This is a genomic window from Hymenobacter sp. YC55, from assembly GCF_029433095.1.
Taxonomy (GTDB): Bacteria; Bacteroidota; Bacteroidia; order Cytophagales; family Hymenobacteraceae; genus Hymenobacter.
Genome location: NZ_JARNTX010000001.1, coordinates 594,169 through 611,577 on the forward strand (window position 1 = coordinate 594,169; position 17,409 = coordinate 611,577).

The 17,409-nt window shown below is 55.0% G+C and carries 15 protein-coding genes and 1 pseudogene; 12 read left to right on the forward strand and 4 right to left on the reverse strand.

Annotated elements, in window-relative coordinates:
- Positions 1–43: 43 nt before the first annotated feature.
- From mutL to P1X16_RS02570, 5 genes are all read left to right on the forward strand, one after another.
- The gene (gene mutL, locus P1X16_RS02550) at positions 44–2,098 is read left to right on the forward strand and encodes a DNA mismatch repair endonuclease MutL (RefSeq protein WP_277226084.1); all 2,055 of its coding nucleotides are present in this window, start codon (positions 44–46) and stop codon (positions 2,096–2,098) included.
- 211 nt (positions 2,099–2,309) lie between these two features.
- Positions 2,310–3,107: a rhomboid family intramembrane serine protease gene (locus tag P1X16_RS02555; protein ID WP_277226085.1), complete on the forward strand. Its 798-nt coding sequence runs from the start codon at positions 2,310–2,312 to the stop codon at positions 3,105–3,107.
- A gap of 107 nt (positions 3,108–3,214) precedes the next feature.
- On the forward strand, positions 3,215–4,099 hold the full coding sequence (locus P1X16_RS02560) for a rhomboid family intramembrane serine protease (protein ID WP_277226087.1): 885 nt from the start codon (positions 3,215–3,217) through the stop codon (positions 4,097–4,099).
- 146 nt (positions 4,100–4,245) lie between these two features.
- On the forward strand, positions 4,246–5,118 hold the full coding sequence (locus tag P1X16_RS02565; protein WP_277226089.1) for a glycosyltransferase family 2 protein: 873 nt from the start codon (positions 4,246–4,248) through the stop codon (positions 5,116–5,118).
- Positions 5,119–5,418: 300 nt separating this feature from the next.
- Positions 5,419–6,564, forward strand: coding sequence for an acyltransferase (locus P1X16_RS02570; RefSeq protein WP_277226090.1), 1,146 nt, complete (start codon positions 5,419–5,421; stop codon positions 6,562–6,564).
- 65 nt (positions 6,565–6,629) lie between these two features.
- Here P1X16_RS02570 and P1X16_RS02575 read toward each other — a convergent pair whose 3' ends face one another.
- The 4 genes from P1X16_RS02575 to tilS all read right to left on the reverse strand — a co-directional run bounded on the left by P1X16_RS02575 (position 6,630) and on the right by tilS (position 10,532).
- Positions 6,630–7,328, reverse strand: coding sequence for a DNA alkylation repair protein (locus P1X16_RS02575; RefSeq protein ID WP_277226092.1), 699 nt, complete (start codon positions 7,326–7,328; stop codon positions 6,630–6,632).
- A gap of 38 nt (positions 7,329–7,366) precedes the next feature.
- Positions 7,367–7,999, reverse strand: a complete 633-nt coding sequence (locus P1X16_RS02580) for a macro domain-containing protein (RefSeq protein WP_277226095.1) — start codon at positions 7,997–7,999, stop codon at positions 7,367–7,369.
- Between the two features lie 117 nt (positions 8,000–8,116).
- The gene (mdh, locus tag P1X16_RS02585) at positions 8,117–9,058 is read right to left on the reverse strand and encodes a malate dehydrogenase (RefSeq protein ID WP_277226097.1); all 942 of its coding nucleotides are present in this window, start codon (positions 9,056–9,058) and stop codon (positions 8,117–8,119) included.
- A gap of 145 nt (positions 9,059–9,203) precedes the next feature.
- The gene (tilS, locus tag P1X16_RS02590; protein WP_277226098.1) at positions 9,204–10,532 is read right to left on the reverse strand and encodes a tRNA lysidine(34) synthetase TilS; all 1,329 of its coding nucleotides are present in this window, start codon (positions 10,530–10,532) and stop codon (positions 9,204–9,206) included.
- 156 nt (positions 10,533–10,688) lie between these two features.
- On the opposite strand from tilS, the gene P1X16_RS02595 reads away from it, so the two are divergent.
- From P1X16_RS02595 to P1X16_RS02625, 7 genes and pseudogenes are all read left to right on the forward strand, one after another.
- The gene (locus P1X16_RS02595; protein WP_277226099.1) at positions 10,689–11,543 is read left to right on the forward strand and encodes a glycerophosphodiester phosphodiesterase; all 855 of its coding nucleotides are present in this window, start codon (positions 10,689–10,691) and stop codon (positions 11,541–11,543) included.
- A 147-nt stretch (positions 11,544–11,690) separates the two neighbouring features.
- The gene (locus P1X16_RS02600; RefSeq protein WP_277226101.1) at positions 11,691–13,406 is read left to right on the forward strand and encodes an OstA-like protein; all 1,716 of its coding nucleotides are present in this window, start codon (positions 11,691–11,693) and stop codon (positions 13,404–13,406) included.
- 106 nt (positions 13,407–13,512) lie between these two features.
- Positions 13,513–14,340 carry an outer membrane protein assembly factor BamD gene (bamD, locus tag P1X16_RS02605; RefSeq protein WP_277226102.1) on the forward strand — a complete coding sequence of 276 codons (828 nt, stop codon included), beginning with the start codon at positions 13,513–13,515 and terminating at the stop codon, positions 14,338–14,340.
- A gap of 115 nt (positions 14,341–14,455) precedes the next feature.
- A complete protein-coding gene (locus P1X16_RS02610) occupies positions 14,456–14,800 on the forward strand; it encodes a DNA-directed RNA polymerase subunit omega (protein ID WP_277226104.1) in 345 nt (114 codons plus the stop codon).
- A 154-nt stretch (positions 14,801–14,954) separates the two neighbouring features.
- Positions 14,955–15,482: pseudogene (locus P1X16_RS02615) on the forward strand (flavoprotein); the annotation flags it as partial.
- Positions 15,483–15,625: 143 nt separating this feature from the next.
- On the forward strand, positions 15,626–16,276 hold the full coding sequence (locus P1X16_RS02620) for a phosphopantothenoylcysteine decarboxylase (protein WP_277226106.1): 651 nt from the start codon (positions 15,626–15,628) through the stop codon (positions 16,274–16,276).
- Positions 16,277–16,313: 37 nt separating this feature from the next.
- Positions 16,314–17,198, forward strand: a complete 885-nt coding sequence (locus P1X16_RS02625; protein ID WP_277226108.1) for a DUF4835 family protein — start codon at positions 16,314–16,316, stop codon at positions 17,196–17,198.
- The last annotated feature ends 211 nt before the right edge of the window (positions 17,199–17,409 follow it).

The window sequence follows — 17,409 nt, forward strand, 5'->3', positions numbered from 1 at the left end:
ACGTGTTCATTTTCACCTTTCGTACATTTTTTCTTCCACTGGCATGGCCGACATAATTCAGCTGCTTCCCGAATATCTGGCCAACCAAATTGCGGCTGGTGAGGTGGTGCAGCGCCCGGCCTCAGCAGTAAAGGAACTGCTCGAAAACGCCGTCGACGCGGGCGCTACCCAAATTCAGCTCATCATTAAAGACGCTGGCAAACAGCTGGTGCAAGTAGTCGACAATGGGGCCGGCATGAGCGCCACCGACGCCCGTATGAGCCTTGAGCGCCACGCCACCAGCAAGATCCGCACCACCGACGATTTGTTCCGCATCCGTACGCTCGGCTTCCGGGGCGAGGCGCTGGCTTCTATTGCCGCGGTGGCTCAGGTAGAACTGCGCACCAAGCCTCGCGACCAAGATACCGGCACGCTGTTGCTCGTGGAAGGCTCGCAGATCAGCAGCCAGCAACCTGTAGCCTGCCCCGACGGAACCAGCATTAGCGTGAAGAACTTGTTTTTCAACGTGCCGGCCCGCCGCAACTTCCTTAAGAGCAACGCCGTGGAAATGCGGCACATCCTCGACGAGTTTCAGCACATCGCGCTGGCTAACCCGCAAATAGCGTTTTCGCTGTTCCAAAACGACCTCGAGGTGTTCAACCTGCCGTCGGGCAAGCTAAGCCAGCGCATCGTGAGTTTGCTTGGCAACGGCTACAAGGAGCAACTGGCGGCTTGCGAGGAAGTAACACCGTTCATCACCGTGCGGGGATTTATTGGCAAACCGGAATCGGCCAAGAAAAGCCGCGGCGACCAGTTCTTCTTCGTCAACAACCGCTTCATTCGCTCGGCTTACCTCAACCATGCCGTGCTGACGGCCTACGAGGGGCTGCTGCCCAAAGACACCTACCCGTTCTACGTGCTGTTTCTGGACCTCGACCCGAAGTCCATTGACATCAACGTGCACCCCACCAAAACAGAAATCAAGTTCGAGGACGAGAAAACGGTGTATGCCATTGTGCGCGCCGCCGTGAAGCAGTCTTTGGGCTTGCACAACATGGCGCCCTCCCTGGATTTCGAGGGCGACGTGAACTTCGCGCCTATTCAGCCACTAAACCTGGGAGGCAGCCAGAAAAGCACCTTCGACTCAAGCAGCTTCCGGCCCGATGCTCTGGCATCGGCAGCCTCGCAGGCAGCACAGCCCACTCCCCGCGAACCACGCACTAGCAGCGGCTCCGGCAGTAGTACCACCCGTTCCGATGCCTACGAGCGGCAGGTGCCGCCCCGGCCAACCGAGCAAGCCAAGCGTGAGCTGGAGGAGTTCTACAAGTCGTTGAGCCAGATCAACGTGCCCGAGGTAGAGCGCGAGGCCACCGCTATTGGGGTACCGGTTCCGTCGGCTTCGGCCCTGACGGCTGCCCAAACAGCCGCTGCAGAAATACCGAAAGCTGTTACTACGAGTGTGCCAGTGGTTCCCGCATCCGTACCCGTACTGCCTGCCGCAACACCTGCTGCTGCGCCGCAGCTTCCCTTGCGCGAAAGCAGCGGTAGCACTGGCGGCAAAGTGCTGCAGCTGCACCAGCAATACCTGCTGGTGCCAGTCAAGTCGGGCTTGATGCTGATTGACCAGGCGGCCGCGCGGGAGCGGATTCTCTTCGAGCAGTACGCGCAGGAGCTGGAGCGCGAAACAGGCACGTCCCAGACGTTGTTGTTCCCACGTACAGTTACTTTCTCGCCCCAGGACTTTGCCGTGCTGCGGGAAGTGGAGGAGGCGTTGCGCGCCCTGGGCTTCCGCTTTTCCGATTTCGGTAAGAACACCATTGCGGTGGAAGGTATTCCGGCCGACGTACCCGCCCGCGACGAAAAAGAGTTGCTAGAAAGCCTCATCGAGCAATTCCGCAATAGCGCGGGTCTGGTTAAGCTAGAGCGCCGCGAGCAAATGGCCCGCGCATTGGCTCGCCGAGTGGCAACCACCGCCGCTACGGCCCGCCTCTCCGACACCGAAATGACGGCCTTAGTCGACCGGCTCTTCGCTTGCCAAGTACCCGGTTACACGCCCGATGGCCGCCGGACGCTGGTGATGCTGGAGATGAGCCAGCTGCAAGCCTTCTTTACGCGCTAAGTTGGCTAATGCTGATTTCACCGAGCGGAACTCGCTAAGTCAAGTAAACAACCATTCAGCAGACGGAGCGAATGATCTGTGAGCTGGCGGTTTGGTATACTGTTCGGGTAGTCCGGCCAAATCGCCTCAATCAGCGTAAGAACCAGTCAATGCGTTAGAAGCAGTGAACTCACAATAAACCAGCACACCCCGCGACTCAACTAAGCCCTTCATGTTCCGACTTACCCCTACTGTTCGCACCCTGCTCATCATCAACGTGCTGGTGTTCTTCCTGCAAAGCCAGCTTGGCGCTCAACTTACCGTAATTGGCGCCTTGTACCCAATTGGTTCCGTGTATTTCAAGCCTTGGCAGTTCGTGACGTACATGTTCATGCACAGCGGCATTGGGCACTTGTTGTCCAACATGCTTGGCTTGGTGTTCATCGGGGCTTCGCTGGAAGACGTGTGGGGGCCTAAACGGTTCCTGACGTATTGGCTGATTTGTGGAATAGGAGCGGGCGTGCTTTACGAAGGCGTGCGTAATTATGAGTTGTACCAGATGAACGTAGACCGTGCGGCATTTCATCAGGAGCCCTCAGGTATTGCTTTCGCCGACTTCTTCCGCGATCATCTTCCGAACGCCGGTGAATCTTACCAGCAGGTTGCTGCGCAGCTGCAACGCACACCCAACGACCAGAAGTTGGTATCAATGGCCACAGAGGCCGTAGATACTATTTACGACCAGTCGTTGAATAGCCCAGTGGCGGGTATGTTGGGTGCATCCGGGGCCTTGTTTGCGGTGTTGTTTGCTTTCGGCTACTTGTTTCCGCAGCAGACACTTTTCATCTTTCCCATCCCGTTTCCTATCAAAGCCTGGCTGTTTGTTTTCCTCTATACGGCCTACGAGCTATATGCCGGGTTACACCAAACGCCTGGCGACAATGTGGCGCACTTCGCACATTTGGGCGGAATGTTGATTGGCTTTATCGTGTTGAAAATCTGGCAACGGAACGGCACCCATTATGGTTAAGTGAAGTGTCGCTGCGTGGTGGACAACTTCCCGAGGTTGGGTGTAGGCAGCATTTGCGTCAGCACACTTTTCGGAATCTGCGTTCTTTGTTTTAAGCTTCTCTTCCCATGAGTTTTATCAACGATATCCGTACTGCCTTCAGCCGGCGCGACAACGCGCTTAATCAGCTGCTGTTGATTAATGCGATAGTGTTCGTCGTGTTGATACTGTTCGGTGCTGTTATGTTCGTGACCACTGGCTCGAGCCAACAGGGCTTGGTGCTGGAGTGGATTGCCGTGCCCTCGGAGCCCATGCTGCTGCTGACCCGCCCCTGGACGCTGCTTACATACAGCTTCACCCACATCGGGTTCTTTCACATTCTATTCAACTTGCTAAACCTGTACTGGTTTGGCTCCCTAGTACGCGAGTACCTCGGCGACCGTAAACTGGTAAGTCTCTATGTGCTAGGCGCGCTTGCGGGTGTGGTGCTGTATCTGCTGGCTTTCAACTTGCTGCCTGTTTTCCAGGGGCGGCCCTCTATTCTGTACGGAGCTTCGGCCAGCGTTGTGGCCATCATTGTAGGGGCTGCTACGCTGCTACCCGATTACACTTTTAGCGTCATCCTCATTGGCCCGGTCAAGATCAAATACATTGCGGCCGTGGTGGTACTGGTGTCGTTGGCCAGCCTCGACAAAGGCAACGCGGGCGGCGAAATTGCGCACTTAGGTGGTGCTTTATTAGGCTTTCTTTACATCAAACAGCTGCAACGAGGACGCGACCTAGGTACGCCCGTGCAAGCCGTCGGCGATTGGGTGGGCGCCTTGCTTTCGGGGCGGCCGCGCCTACGGGTTACGCACCGCGGTGGTAGCACAACAGCAGCTTCTAAAAAAGGCCCCATGCCTAAGCCCGAGCAAAACGACATCGACACCATCTTGGATAAGATTTCGCGCTCCGGCTATGAAAGCCTTTCCAAAGACGAAAAGCAAAAGCTATTTCGAGCTAGTCAGAAGTAATTGTTTCTCAATCGGCCAAGCACAATGCTTGGCCTTTTTTGTGGGTTGGCAGCAGCGGCCTAGCGTTAGCGGCTTCCTATGAGCGGCTACTAAGTCGTAAATCCTTGGTAGGTTACGCCTCAGGTTCGCTCATTTTTACGTGTCTTATGAAAGTTGTCGGTTTCACCTTTGTGCGCAATGCCGTCACCTATGATTACCCGGTGCTCGAGAGCTTGAAGTCCCTGCTTCCGCTCTGCGATGAAGTGGTGGTGGCCGTGGGCAATTCCAGCGACGATACGCTCGGCCTAATAAAGAGCCTCAACTCGCCTAAAATCCGCATCCTGGAAACTGTGTGGGACGACACCCTGCGCGAGGGCGGCAAAGTACTGGCCGTAGAAACCGATAAAGCGCTGGCTGCCGTGCCCGCCGATGCCGATTGGGCCATCTACCTGCAAGCTGATGAGGTACTACACGAGGCCGATTACCCTGCTATCCGGGTCGGAATGGAGCGCTGGCGGGCGGACAAGCAAGTAGATGGCTTGCTGCTGAACTACCGGCATTTCTACGCCAGCTACGACTACATTGGCGACTCCCCCCGGTGGTACCGCCGCGAAATCCGGGTGGTGCGACCCGGTGCCGGCATCTATTCCTACCGCGACGCACAGGGCTTCCGCAAAACTGGTAACCTAAAGCTGCGCGTGAAGCTGATCGACGCCACTGTGCATCACTACGGCTACGTGAAAACGCCCGCCGCCATGCAGCGCAAGCAGGAAACCTTCGGCAAACTCTGGCATTCCGATGAGTGGATGGCCCAGCACGTAGTACCCGCCGAAGAATTCGATTACAGCGAAATCGACTCGTTGCAACACTTTCGGGGCACTCATCCGGCGGTGATGCAGGAGCGGGTACGCCAGCAAAACTGGCGCTACGACCACGACATGAGCCGCAACCGCTACCGCCTGAAAGATAAGTTCAAGCAAGTGGTGTTTCGCCTAACCGGCTACCGCATTGGCGAGTATCGAAACTATCAGTTGCTATAGCCAAGCCCGTAAGGCTTTGCAAGTTAAAGCTGAGTCAGCCGTTCACGGACTGGAATAGCGAGCAGAATCAAAGCCCTTGCTGGTTGTCGTTCCGCGACGCGGGAGAAATCTGAGTATCACCGTTAGATGAGCTTATCCAGATTCCTCCTGCGTCGGAATGACAAGCGCATGGTGGAAGATTCTGAAAGTAAAGTGAGTTCAGGAAGTAATTGAGTGTGCAACCAGAAAGGAATGGTATGTTTAAAAGGGGAAGCCACTCCCGTTGCTTGTAGTTAAGCAACATACAGGTTGACGCAGCGCATGAAAGCACAACTACTATCAGAGCCGAAAGCAGCGGTGTTAAGTACTAAGCCTCACTACGCTATTCTGGACGGGCTGCGAGGGGTGGCCGCATTACTGGTAGTAGCCTTTCATTTGTTTGAGGCGCATGCCACCAGCCACCTCGACCAGATCATCAACCATGGCTATCTGGCCGTCGACTTTTTCTTTCTGCTCTCTGGCTTTGTTATTGGCTACGCCTACGATGACCGATGGGGCCAGATGACGCTAAAGGACTTCTTCAAGGTCCGGCTTATCCGACTGCAACCGCTGGTGGTGCTGGGCATGATTATCGGGGCCTTGTTTTTCTATTTCCAGGATTCCACCCTGTGGCCTACTATTAGTGAGGTGCCGGTCTGGAAAATGCTGCTGGTGATGGTCATCGGGTTTACCTTATTGCCGGTGCCAATTTCGATGGACATCCGGGGCTGGCAGGAAATGCACCCGCTCGATGGGCCTGGCTGGTCCTTGTTCTTCGAGTACATCGCCAATTTGCTGTACGCGCTTGGCGTACGGAAATTTTCCAAGACGGCGCTGTCGGTGCTGGTGGTACTGGCCGGGGCGGCCCTAATTCACTTCGCCGTCACTAATACTACCGGGGACGTAATTGGGGGGTGGTCGTTGGAGCCCACCCAATTGCGCATCGGGTTTACGCGGATGATGTATCCTTTTTTTGCTGGGTTGTTGCTTTGCCGCGTCGCCACTCTTGCCGCAGTAAAACACGCTTTCTTGTGGTGCAGCTTGTTGCTGGCCCTGGTTCTTGCCTTCCCCCGAGTAGGTAGTGCCGAACACTTGTGGTTAAACGGCTTGTATGACTCGCTCAATATTGTGTTTGTGTTCCCCTTGATTGTGTGGCTAGGGGCTAGCGGGCAACTAGCTGGCGGGACAAGTGCTACTCGGCTATGTAAGTTTCTCGGTGATATTTCCTACCCCGTGTACATCACGCACTACCCGCTCATCTATACCTATACCGGCTGGGTAAGCACCCATAAACCCTCTCTGCAACAGGCCTTGCCCGTGGCTCTGTTTACGTTTGCGGCTATTGTTTTGCTTGCTTACGCCTGCCTAAGGCTGTACGATGAACCGGTCAGACGCTGGTTGAGAAACAAGCTGCTAGCTGCTAGATGAACGCTTACACGCTAGCTTCTCAGCAGTGCTACCTCTTTGACATATACGCAGTGCAGCAAAGCGCTTCACTTCTGCATGTGAAATTGACGCCGGTCGGGTGGGAGACGCTCGATGGCATAGCGCAGGGCTGTGCGAGGTAGTTGGCCCCGGTAGTCGGCCAAGAATTCTTCTAGGGCATCCTCATTCCGTTTGCCCACTTCGCGCAGCATCCATCCCATGGCTTTATGAATTAGGTCGTGAGGGTGGGAGAGAAGTTGGGCGGACAGGTGGAAGGTATCGGCAAACTGGTTTTTGCGAATGAAGGCCAACGTGGAAACCAACGCCATGCGTTGGCTCCAAAGCTGCGGCTCGGCCGCCAACTCATACAGCGGCTCCCGGTCTTTGTCGAGCAGGTAGGTGCCCACCAGCATCGGGCAGGTGATATCCACCAGATTCCAGTTGTTGACGAAGCGCCGGTTGGCCAGATACCGCTCGTGAATAACGCGCTGGCCCGCGGGGCCAGCCTTTGGAAACTGCAGCGTCCAGACAATAAGTGCCGTCTGCCGGCACTCGTGCCACGGGCTTGCCAATAGCTTTTCTACCTCAGCAAGCGGCAGCGCCCGAAACTGCCGGGCCAACTGGCGCTGCTGCGGCAAATCGAGACCTAAAAACTGGTCACCCTCGCCATATTCACCGGGCTTGGTTTTAAAGAAACGAGCAAGCAGAACGGCACGGGCTGGATCAGCCAGGGCGTGAAGGGCAGCTTCGAGGTTGGCGGCGGTCATTGGGAGCGAAATATAGGTGCCCAACAGCAAGCCGGAAGTTACTTGATGTTGTACTTTATATCTGACTCGTTGTGCGTGTAGAAGTAGGCGTAGTTGGAGCGCAACTCCTCCCAACCGGCTTTGGTGGCGTACTTCTGGTGCATTACATCTTCCCAGGCAATGCGCATTTGGCGGGCACACACCAGCGGCCGTACTTGCCCCACTCCGGTGCCAAGACCCGGAATGGCCACACTCTTGATTTTTGATTTCACTAACTCGCCAGTAGGCAGCACGCCGTGCTCGAGCAAAAGCAGTAGCGCCTTCATGCAATGATACACGTTGGGCCCACGCGTAATGGTCATGGGCGTGCGCATGGTAGGCGCCGAAATCAGGTAGGGAAATAGGCCGCTACCCGTGGGCAGAATGGTGGCCTGCCCAACCAATAGTTCTCCGTAGAACTTCTCGCGGATAATGCGCTGCAACTCTTTCTCGAGGTGCCAGCCTAAGTGTTTGGATATCGCAAAGTCGATACCGCCGTTCATGAAGCCGAAGCTGTTGGCCGGACTGACAATGGCGTCGCACGGGAAGTCGAAGATGGAGCCGTGCCGGACTGTTACTTGGTCGATGTCGGCAAATACTCGCTGCCAGGCATCCGTAATTTCTTGGTTGACATCAATAAGGTGAAAGTGCATGTAAGGATGTTAGGCTAGCAAGGTAGTGAATACCTGCCTTTCACTATGCTTGCTAAACGAAAACCGGCCGCTCCGCTAGTGCGGAACGGCCGGTTTCAGTTAGAGCGAAAAACGGAACTAAGCCGAAGCCTTGCTCATGTTGTCCAGCGCGTCCATTACTTCTTTTACGTGGCCGCGCGAAGTTTCCAGGGCTGCCTTTTCCTCGTCGTTGAGTTGCAACTCGATTACTCTCTCGATGCCATTTTTGCCGAGGATAACCGGGGCGCCCAAGTACACACCATTGATGCCATACTCGCCCTGCAGTTCGATGCACACGGGGAACACGCGGCGCTGGTCGCGCACAATGGCTTCTACCATCTGCGCAGCTGCTGCGCCAGGAGCGTACCAAGCGGAAGTGCCCATCAGCTTCACTAGCTCACCGCCACCCACGGCCGTGCGCTGCACAATGGCGTCCAGCTCCGCCTTGCCGATCAGCTCGGTTACGGGGATACCGCCAACGGTGGTGTAGCGGGGGAGGGGCACCATTGTGTCGCCGTGGCCGCCCATCAATACGGCTTGGATGTCCTTGGGGCTTACGTTCAGGGCTTCGGCCAGGAAAGCGCGGTAGCGGGCAGTGTCCAGAATGCCGGCCATGCCAAACACCTTCTCGCGGGGCAGACCCGAGGTGAGGTGCGCCTGGTAGGTCATCACGTCGAGCGGGTTGCTTACTACGATGATGATGGCGTTTGGCGAATATTTTACCACTTGCTCCGTCACCGTTTTCACGATACCGGCGTTGGTCGAAATCAGGTCGTCGCGGCTCATGCCGGGCTTGCGGGGCAAACCCGACGTAATAACTACCACGTCGGAATCAGCAGTGCGGCTGTAGTCGCCGGTGACGCCTACGGTGCGGGAGTCGTAGCCAATGATGGGAGATTTCTGCCAGATATCCAGTGCTTTGCCTTCAGCGAAGCCCTCTTTGATGTCAACCAGAACAATTTCGTTGGCGATTTCGCGGGTGGCTAATACGTCGGCGCAAGTAGCGCCTACGTTGCCAGCCCCAACTACGGTAACTTTCATCGAGTGATGGATTGGGTGTACGGTTTGGGTTCGGGCGTAAAGCTAAGGGTTGGATGGGTAAAATGTTGAAATGTTAACCGGTTAGCTGAGTAATGAATCATCGGGGTAGACAACCAGTATCAAATCAATACTTTACCTAAGTAGTTTACATCCGCTTCACCACCAAAACCCGCTCGGTTTTCTCGGTTACCTTGAACCGTTCGTCGGGACGGAAGCCGACCACCCAGGCAATTTTGCCGTCGCCCGAAGCCAGCACAAATACGTTGTCTTTCAGGTTGAGCGGCACTTTCTGGTCAATTAGGAAGTCCGACAACTTCTTTTTGCCTTTCATTCCGATGGGCATAAACCAGTCGCCTTCCTGCCAGGGCCGCACAATAAGCGGAAACTTCAGCAAATCAGCGTCGAGGGCGGCTATGGCTTTACCGCGCGGAATGTCGAGGCCAGCCGCTTCGTTCAGCTCTAGGCGTAGGTGCAAACCGTCGATTTTCAGGGCTTCCTGGCCGGCCTGAATCTGATGCGTGCCAAACTTGGTAAGCGTTTTACGGGTGATAACCAGTTGTTCCCGGTCCTTCACCAGCCGGTGCGTCGGCGACTCGAAGCGGCGGCCGGGCTCGGAAGGGAAAGAGGCCACAATGTCTTTCACTACCGGAAAGCTGAACCCAAATGGCCGCAGCAGCTCGTGCAGAACCAGCGTGGTAGCGGCCGTGCGCTGGAGCATACCTATGTTGAGGTACGTTACTTCCTCTTCGGTGCGCTGCGCCTGCGCGGCCGTGTCCTGCACGTAGCGGCGCACAATTTCCTCGGCCCCGCCTACCCGTTCGGCCGTGAATTGCAGCGTTTGGTCGAGGTTGGGGTTGATTTCGCGCAGCACGGGCAGCACCTCCTGGCGCAGGCGGTTGCGCTGGTACACGGGACTGTCGTTGGAAGCATCTTCGCGCCAGATCAGGTGATTTTCCACCAGATACTCGAACAGCTCGGGTTTGCCAATGCCGAGTAGGGGGCGCACGAGGAAGCCATTCTTGGGCGGAATGCCGTGCAAACCTGCTAAGCCAGTGCCATGCGTGAGGTTGAGCAGCATGGTTTCCGCGGCGTCGCGCTGGTGGTGGGCGGTGGCAATGTAGGCTAGGCCTTGGGTTTGGCGCAGCCGCTCAAACCACTCGTAGCGCAGAGCGCGGGCTGCCATTTGCGTGGAAATGCCTTCCTGCTCGGCATAGGCTTTGGTCTGGAAGAACTCGGCGAAGTAGGGAACCTCGTATTTCTTAGCCAGCTTGCGCACAAACTGCTCGTCGGCATCCGCTTCTTCGCCCCGCAGCCCAAAATGGCAGTGGGCAATGGCAAACTGCACGCCTAGCCGGTGCAGCACATCAGCAAGCACCACCGAATCTTGGCCGCCGCTTACGGCTACTAGCAGCGGATCATTGGTGAGCGAGAAGAGGTGGTGTTCTTCGATGTACTGGCGAACTTGGTCGAGCATTTAAATAAAGAAGTAAAGCGAAACACAAAAATACGGACGCCGCCTCATCGGGCGTTACGCATGGGAAATCTGATACGGATGAATCGTAGAAACAAAGAGTTTGGAGGGAGCTTAAGGCCCTTTTCCTTCCGTCACTTACTACACACGTTATTAATTGTGAGTTGGGCGCTGGTGTTGGCGTCCTGCGGCTCGGGCGCTAAACCACTGCCCGCTGGCCAACAGCCACTTGTAATTGGGCACGCTGGGTCAGGTTTTCTCACGCCATTCAATCCGTTCAACCCGTTGCCCCCGAGCAGCCTAGGCGGCATAGAGCAAGCCCTAGCCCGTGGCGCCGATGGCGTAGAAATTGACGTGCAGCTCAGCCAAGACAGCGTATTGATGCTGTATCACGACCAAAAGCTGGAGTCGATGACCAACGGCACAGGCTGCATCTACGAGCAGCCCGCCGCGGCTGTGCAGAAATTAGCGTACAAAGCCGGTTGGTTCTACGACCTATGGCAAGACGAGCACCCCATCACGCTGGAACAGCTGCTCGACAAGCTCAGCAAGCGCCCCACCTTGCCCTACCTGCACTTCGACTTGCACGAAACCAACGTCTGCAACCCCGACCAGCCCTTGGCTCGCGCACCGGCTTTGGCGCGGGCACTAGCAAAGTTGCTAAAGCGTTATTCCTGGCCGCCAGATCGGCTGTTGGTGCTTACCATCAACCAATCGTCGTTGGCGGCATTGCGACAAGCGCTGCCCACTACACCGCTCGGGTTGGAAATAACCGAGGATTTCGAGGGGCAGTTGCAAGTAGCGAAAGCAGAAAAGGTGCAGGCTATTGTAGTGAAGAAGGATATTATCACACCAGAAAATACTGCGCAGGCGCACGCAGCGGGCCTGCAAGTTGTTACGTTCGGAGGTCGTGCTGAAGGCACTGTGCAACGCCTCATCGATTGCCAACCCGATGCCATTGAAGTCGATAACGTGCCAACTATGCTACGACTGCTAGGTCGCAAACAACCTTAATCTTGGCTTGCAGCTTGTTGTTCTGCCATGGTGCCAAGCGCTGGCTTCGCGGCCTGCTTGAACAACTGGCGATGCGCCGCTCCTACCATAGTATCTAACCAAGCGCGCCCTGCCGCAAGGAGGTAGATTTCATACCTTTGCTTTATAATGCCCTTATCTAGATTTCTTTCTTTGTTTTTATTGGTTTGGCTTCCGTTGCTGGCTACGGCGCAGCGCAAGCCAGCCGCCCAATCTACACCCGCTAGAGGCCAACGTATTGAGTTGCTACCCGGCACCCAGCAGTTGGTAGGTGGTAAGTTCAACGGTATTGAAATCCGCAAACTCATTGGCAACGTGAGCTTCCGGCAGGGTACCACGCTGCTTTACTGCGACTCGGCTTATCAATACACCGATAAAAACGCGCTGGAAGCGTTCAGCAACGTGCGCATCATCCAGAACGACACCATTACCATCACTGGCGACCGGGCTACTTACGATGGGGATACCCGCAAAGCCCGCATGATTGGTAACGTGACCATGCGCGACCCCCGCATGACCCTCACCACCAGTTTGCTCGACTACGACCTCACTACCAACTTAGCGTACTACAGCACCGGCGGCCACATCGTCGACCCCGAAAACACGCTCGACAGCCAATACGGCTACTACAACACCACCAGCAAGATCTTCAGCTTTAAGCGCGACGTGAAGGTGCTCACCAAAGACAACACCATCGACACCGATACGCTGCAGTACAATACCGTAACGAAAGTGGCGTACTTCTTCGGCCCCACGCGGCTGACTGATAAGCAAAATCAGACCTTGTATGCGGAAAACGGAGTGCACAACACCATTACCGGTGTATCCACGTTTCAGCGAAACGCTAAAGTTGAAACGCCTAATTACCTGCTCACCGGCGACAAGCTCGTCTACGACCAAGCGCAAAAGTACGGGGTAGCAACCGGCCACGTCTCGATGACCTCGAAGAAGGACAACGTGGTGATACGCGGCGACGTGGGGCGGTATTGGCGACTGCAAGGCCGAGTGAAAGTGTACGGCTCGCCGGTGATGCGCAACATATCGGGCAAAGACACCCTGTACTTGGCGGCCGATACCTTGATTAGCCAGGAAGGCAAGGCGCCCCTCAACAATGCCGGGGTGATATACGCCTTTCCGAAAACTAAAATCTTCCGCACCGACTTACAAGGCCGCTGTGACTCGCTGACTTATAACCGGCTCGATTCCATCATCTACCTCAACAAAAACCCCATCCTCTGGAACAACAAAAACCAGCTTACCTCCGACAGCATGGAAATTCGGCAGCGGAAAGGCAAAGTTGACCAGATGCGGCTCTATGCCCGGGCCTTTATTATCGGGCAGGATACCCTGTTGAACTTTAATCAAGTGAAGGGACGCCGGATGATAGCCTACTTTCAAGGCAACTCCATAAAAAAAGTCGACGTGCTTGGCAACGCGGAGAGCATCTACTATGCTCTTGAGGGTGACACGGCCGTGAGCGGCATGAACAAAGCCTTGTCGGCCACGATGGTGCTGCGCTTTGCTGAAAGCAAGCTGCAGACCATCAGCTTTCTGACCAATCCCGATGCCAGCTTTATTCCGCCCCATGAGTTGAAGCCCGAAGACGAGAAACTCAAAGATTTCAGTTGGCGCCCCACGGAACGACCCACGCGCCGCGCGGTGTTAGGCAAGCACTTTGCCTTGCCCGTGAAAGCCAAGCCTAAGGCCAAACCAAAGGGTAAGTTGAAAACGAAGTCAGCACCGAAAACCAGCCCCAAACCCGTAGCTAAGCCCGTTTCCAAGCCAGCGGCGGCTCGCGTTACCGCCCCACCCGGTGCCACGCCAGCGCTGCCCGTTAAGAAATAGCAGGGCCTCTGCGTCGGTTGTGGCAACCAGCGGCAACCAAGCCGCCAACAATCAACGATTTACCAGTTCAGTGATTCAGGCAGAATCCGTTACCTTTGTGCCCCTTATGCATTCATTCCGCCCAACTCTTTTTGTTCTCTTGTTGAGTACGTTGCTATTAGGCTCCTGTACTGGCTACCAAAAGCTGCTCAAGAGCGGCGACGTGAACAAGAAGTACGAAGCTGCCATCAAGTACTACGACAAAGGCGACTTTTTCAAAGCTGGTACACTGCTCGAAGATTTGGTGCCGCTCTTGAAAGGCCGTCCGGAAGCGGAAAAGGCGCAGTTCTACTTTGCCAATACCAACTTTCGCCAGCGCAACTACACGCTCAGCGCCTACTACTTCAAGACGTTTGCGGACACCTACCCGAACTCGACTTACGCCGAAGAAGCCTCGTTTCTGCAAGCCAAGTCTCTGTTCCGCGACTCGCCTGAGTACGAACTAGACCAAACTAACACGTACTCGGCGCTGGAAACGATACAGGAGTTTCTGAACCGCTACCCAAGCAGCACGTTCCGTCCCGAGGCCGAGAATATGTCGCAGGAGCTACAGAAGAAGCTTGAAAACAAAGCCTACCAAGGTGCCAAGCTCTACTACGACCTGCGTTACTACCAGTCAGCAGTAGTGGCGCTAACCAATTTTCAGCAGCAGTTTCCGGCTTCGGCCTTCAACGAAGAAGCCGAGTACTTGAAGATTAGTGCGCAGTACGATTTGGCCCGGGAAAGCGTAACGGAAAAGCAGCGCGAACGGTACCTCGAAGTAATAGCTTTCTACCAGCACTTCGTAGACACGTATCCGCAGAGCCGCAACATAAAGGCAGCCGAGCGGATGTACACGGATGCAACCGCACAAGCTGCCAAGCTCAAGCCCAAAGACGCTGCCGCAGCTAACTAATTTGAAATTGTTGGTTGCTGATTATTGATTGACAAGTGATGCCTAATGGCTTAGCAGAACAAGCAATAACCAGCAATCCACGGTTTAACGATTTAACAATTAAAACCATCAACTCATGAAGACCCCTAGCAACGTTTCTGCCTCTATTGTAACGCGCAACATGTCGGAATTCGCTGCCGAAACGGGCAACGTATACGAGTCAATTGCAGTTATTTCGAAGCGTGCCAACCAATTGGCTGTTAAGCTGAAAGAAGAACTAAACGGCAAATTGGCCGAGTTTGCTACCACTGTCGACAACTTGGAAGAGGTGTTCGAGAACCGGGAGCAGATTGAAATTTCCAAGCACTACGAGCGTCTGCCCAAGCCTACCAACCTCGCCATCGAGGAATTCCTGGAAGGCAAAGTATACTACCGCACTCCTTCGGAAGAAGAAAATACTGGTGTTGCCAAAGCCGAGTAATCGGTCTTAGACTAATCAAAAAAGAACGTCTTGCTGAGCTTGTCGAAGCATCTCGCGTGCTGATGTTGGGATAAAATCCCGTGTCAGCACGCGAAGTGTTTCAAGAGGCTGGCAGGGCGTTCTTTCCTTTTGTACCACTTCATTTAGTGCCATCATGTCTTCATCGTTGGAAGGGCGCAAGATTTTGCTTGGAGTTTGCGGCAGCATTGCAGCTTACAAAGCCGCTCCTTTGGTGCGTCTGCTCACCAAAGCCGGTGCCGAGGTACAAGTTATTTTAACTGCTTCGGCAGCGGCTTTCGTGACGCCGCTCACCTTAGGTACGCTCTCAAAACGGCCTGTGCTCCAAAGTTTTCTGAAAGACGAACAAGCCGGTGAGTGGCACAACCATGTGCACTTAGGATTGTGGGCCGATGTGCTACTGGTGGCGCCCGCCTCGGCCAATACCGTGGCGCATTTTGCGCATGGCCTCTGCGATTCGCTTCTGGATGCCGTGTACCTCTCGGCCCGCTGCCCCGTGGTGCTGGCTCCCGCCATGGACCTCGATATGTATGCCCATCCCGCCACCACGGCTAACCTGGCGCGGCTACGTTCCTACGGCAATACCATCCTCGATTCGCCTACTGGTGAACTAGCTAGTGGCCTATCCGGTCCGGGCCGCATGTTAGAGCCCGAGGATATTGTAGCAGCACTAAGTGAGATAAGAATGAAGGATAGAGCCTAAGGAATTTGCGGCCTGATTCGGCAAATGCGCGTAGCGGCGCTAGGTTTGTAGGCCGCACCACGCGCTACTTCTTCACTGACACTACTATCGATTCTTTTTAAAATATGCGCGTCCTCGTCACGGCTGGCCCCACCTACGAACCTCTCGACCCGGTGCGCTTCATCGGCAACCATAGTACTGGCAAAATGGGGTACGCCTTGGCCGAAGCATTTGCTGACGCAGGGGCCGAGATAACACTGGTTAGCGGACCTACCAACCTGCCCGATCCACTGAATCCGCGTATTCAAACCCAACGGGTAGAAACTGCCGACCAGATGTATGCGGCAGCGGCGGCAGTGGCTCCGACTGCAGACGTGTGGGTGTTTGCGGCGGCAGTAGCTGACTACAAGCCCGCGCACATAGCCGAAAACAAGATCAAGAAGGAAGGCGATACGCTCACGCTGGAACTGGTCAAGAACGTGGATATTGCCGCCACGCTAGGGAAAACCAAGCGGCCCGAACAATTTTCGGTGGGTTTTGCGTTGGAAACCAATAACGAGGAAGCCAACGCCCGTGAGAAGCTGCACCGCAAAAACTTCAACCTGGTAGTGCTTAATTCTTTGCGTGATGCCGGCGCGGGTTTTCGCGTTGATACCAACAAAGTAACCTTGCTGGATGCCCAGGGCGAAATGCTTATCTTTGAAGTAAAGCTGAAAGCCGCCGTGGCTCACGATATTGTTCAAGCTGTTCTTGCCCGCCTGCCCCGTGAAGCGTAATTCTCTACTGTCGTCTGTTATAATTGTTCTGGTTTGCTTGCTCTCAACGCGTGCTAGTCACGCCCAAGAGATACTGGCGGAAGTGCGCGTTACTACCGAAAACGTAACCATTGCCGACCAGCAATTGGTGCAGCAACTGCAGAAGGACATTCAAGGCTTCATAAATACCAGGTCCTTCACCAGCCAGACCTACCGTCCGGAAGAGCGAATCCGGATGCGGATGTTCGTTGGTATCACGGCTATTCCTCAGAACGGACAATACGTAGCCACTACCCGCATCGTCACGACGCGGCCTGTGTATGGCACCGGCTACGAAACCAACCTGCTGAGCTTCACTGACCGCAACTTCAAGTTCAACTACTCGCCGCAAAACCCGATAGACTACTCGGAAAACACGTTTGTCGGCAATCTATCCTCGTTATTATCTTTTTACGCTTACATCGCCATCGGGCTCGACCAAGACAGCTTCTCCCGGCTTGGTGGTTCGCCCTACTACGACCGAGCCCGCAACGTGCTGCAAAATGCTGCCTCCCAAACCACAACCAATGAGGTAGATGAGGCGTGGAAAGACGGCCAGACGCGCAACCGCTACTGGTTGCTCAACAACCTGCAGGACCCTCAGCTGGTAGCTATTCGCACGGGCAGCTATGCCTACTACCGCCAAGGTCTCGACGTTTTCATCGAGAAGCCCGACGACGCTCGCACGAGTATTTTCACTGCTTTACAGGGAGTACAACAAGCCGCAACGCGCCGCCCTGGTACCTTACTAGCCCGCGCTTTCTTCGATACCAAGGCCGACGAAATAGCTAATATTTTCCGTAGCGGCACGGATGTACAGCAAAAGCAAAACCTGGCAAATCTGCTTTCCGAGGTAGATCCTACCAATTCTGCTAAGTATCAGGCCATGCTCAAGCAGCCCTGATGGCCCTTTAACCCCGCTATCATTCCCAAGGTAAGGGCAAGCTGAACTGCTTGTTTATTGGGTTTGGCTGTATTTTCCCTGTTGCGTAAGGACAGTCAAGAAATTCATAAAAACTTGATGCGAATATAGTTGGCAATAACCTAAAGTAATTAGTAGGTTTGTAAAACCCGTCTTGTCTGACATTGTCAGCGCGGCGGGTTTCTTGTTTGTT

Coding starts and splice junctions, on each gene's coding strand:
- mutL (WP_277226084.1), top strand. CDS start 44: ATGGCCGACATAATTCAGCTGCTTCCCGAATATCTGGCCAACCAAATT.
- P1X16_RS02555 (WP_277226085.1), top strand. CDS start 2,310: ATGTTCCGACTTACCCCTACTGTTCGCACCCTGCTCATCATCAACGTG.
- P1X16_RS02560 (WP_277226087.1), top strand. CDS start 3,215: ATGAGTTTTATCAACGATATCCGTACTGCCTTCAGCCGGCGCGACAAC.
- P1X16_RS02565 (WP_277226089.1), top strand. CDS start 4,246: ATGAAAGTTGTCGGTTTCACCTTTGTGCGCAATGCCGTCACCTATGAT.
- P1X16_RS02570 (WP_277226090.1), top strand. CDS start 5,419: ATGAAAGCACAACTACTATCAGAGCCGAAAGCAGCGGTGTTAAGTACT.
- P1X16_RS02575 (WP_277226092.1), bottom strand. CDS start 7,328: ATGACCGCCGCCAACCTCGAAGCTGCCCTTCACGCCCTGGCTGATCCA.
- P1X16_RS02580 (WP_277226095.1), bottom strand. CDS start 7,999: ATGCACTTTCACCTTATTGATGTCAACCAAGAAATTACGGATGCCTGG.
- mdh (WP_277226097.1), bottom strand. CDS start 9,058: ATGAAAGTTACCGTAGTTGGGGCTGGCAACGTAGGCGCTACTTGCGCC.
- tilS (WP_277226098.1), bottom strand. CDS start 10,532: ATGCTCGACCAAGTTCGCCAGTACATCGAAGAACACCACCTCTTCTCG.
- P1X16_RS02600 (WP_277226101.1), top strand. CDS start 11,691: ATGCCCTTATCTAGATTTCTTTCTTTGTTTTTATTGGTTTGGCTTCCG.
- bamD (WP_277226102.1), top strand. CDS start 13,513: ATGCATTCATTCCGCCCAACTCTTTTTGTTCTCTTGTTGAGTACGTTG.
- P1X16_RS02610 (WP_277226104.1), top strand. CDS start 14,456: ATGAAGACCCCTAGCAACGTTTCTGCCTCTATTGTAACGCGCAACATG.
- P1X16_RS02620 (WP_277226106.1), top strand. CDS start 15,626: ATGCGCGTCCTCGTCACGGCTGGCCCCACCTACGAACCTCTCGACCCG.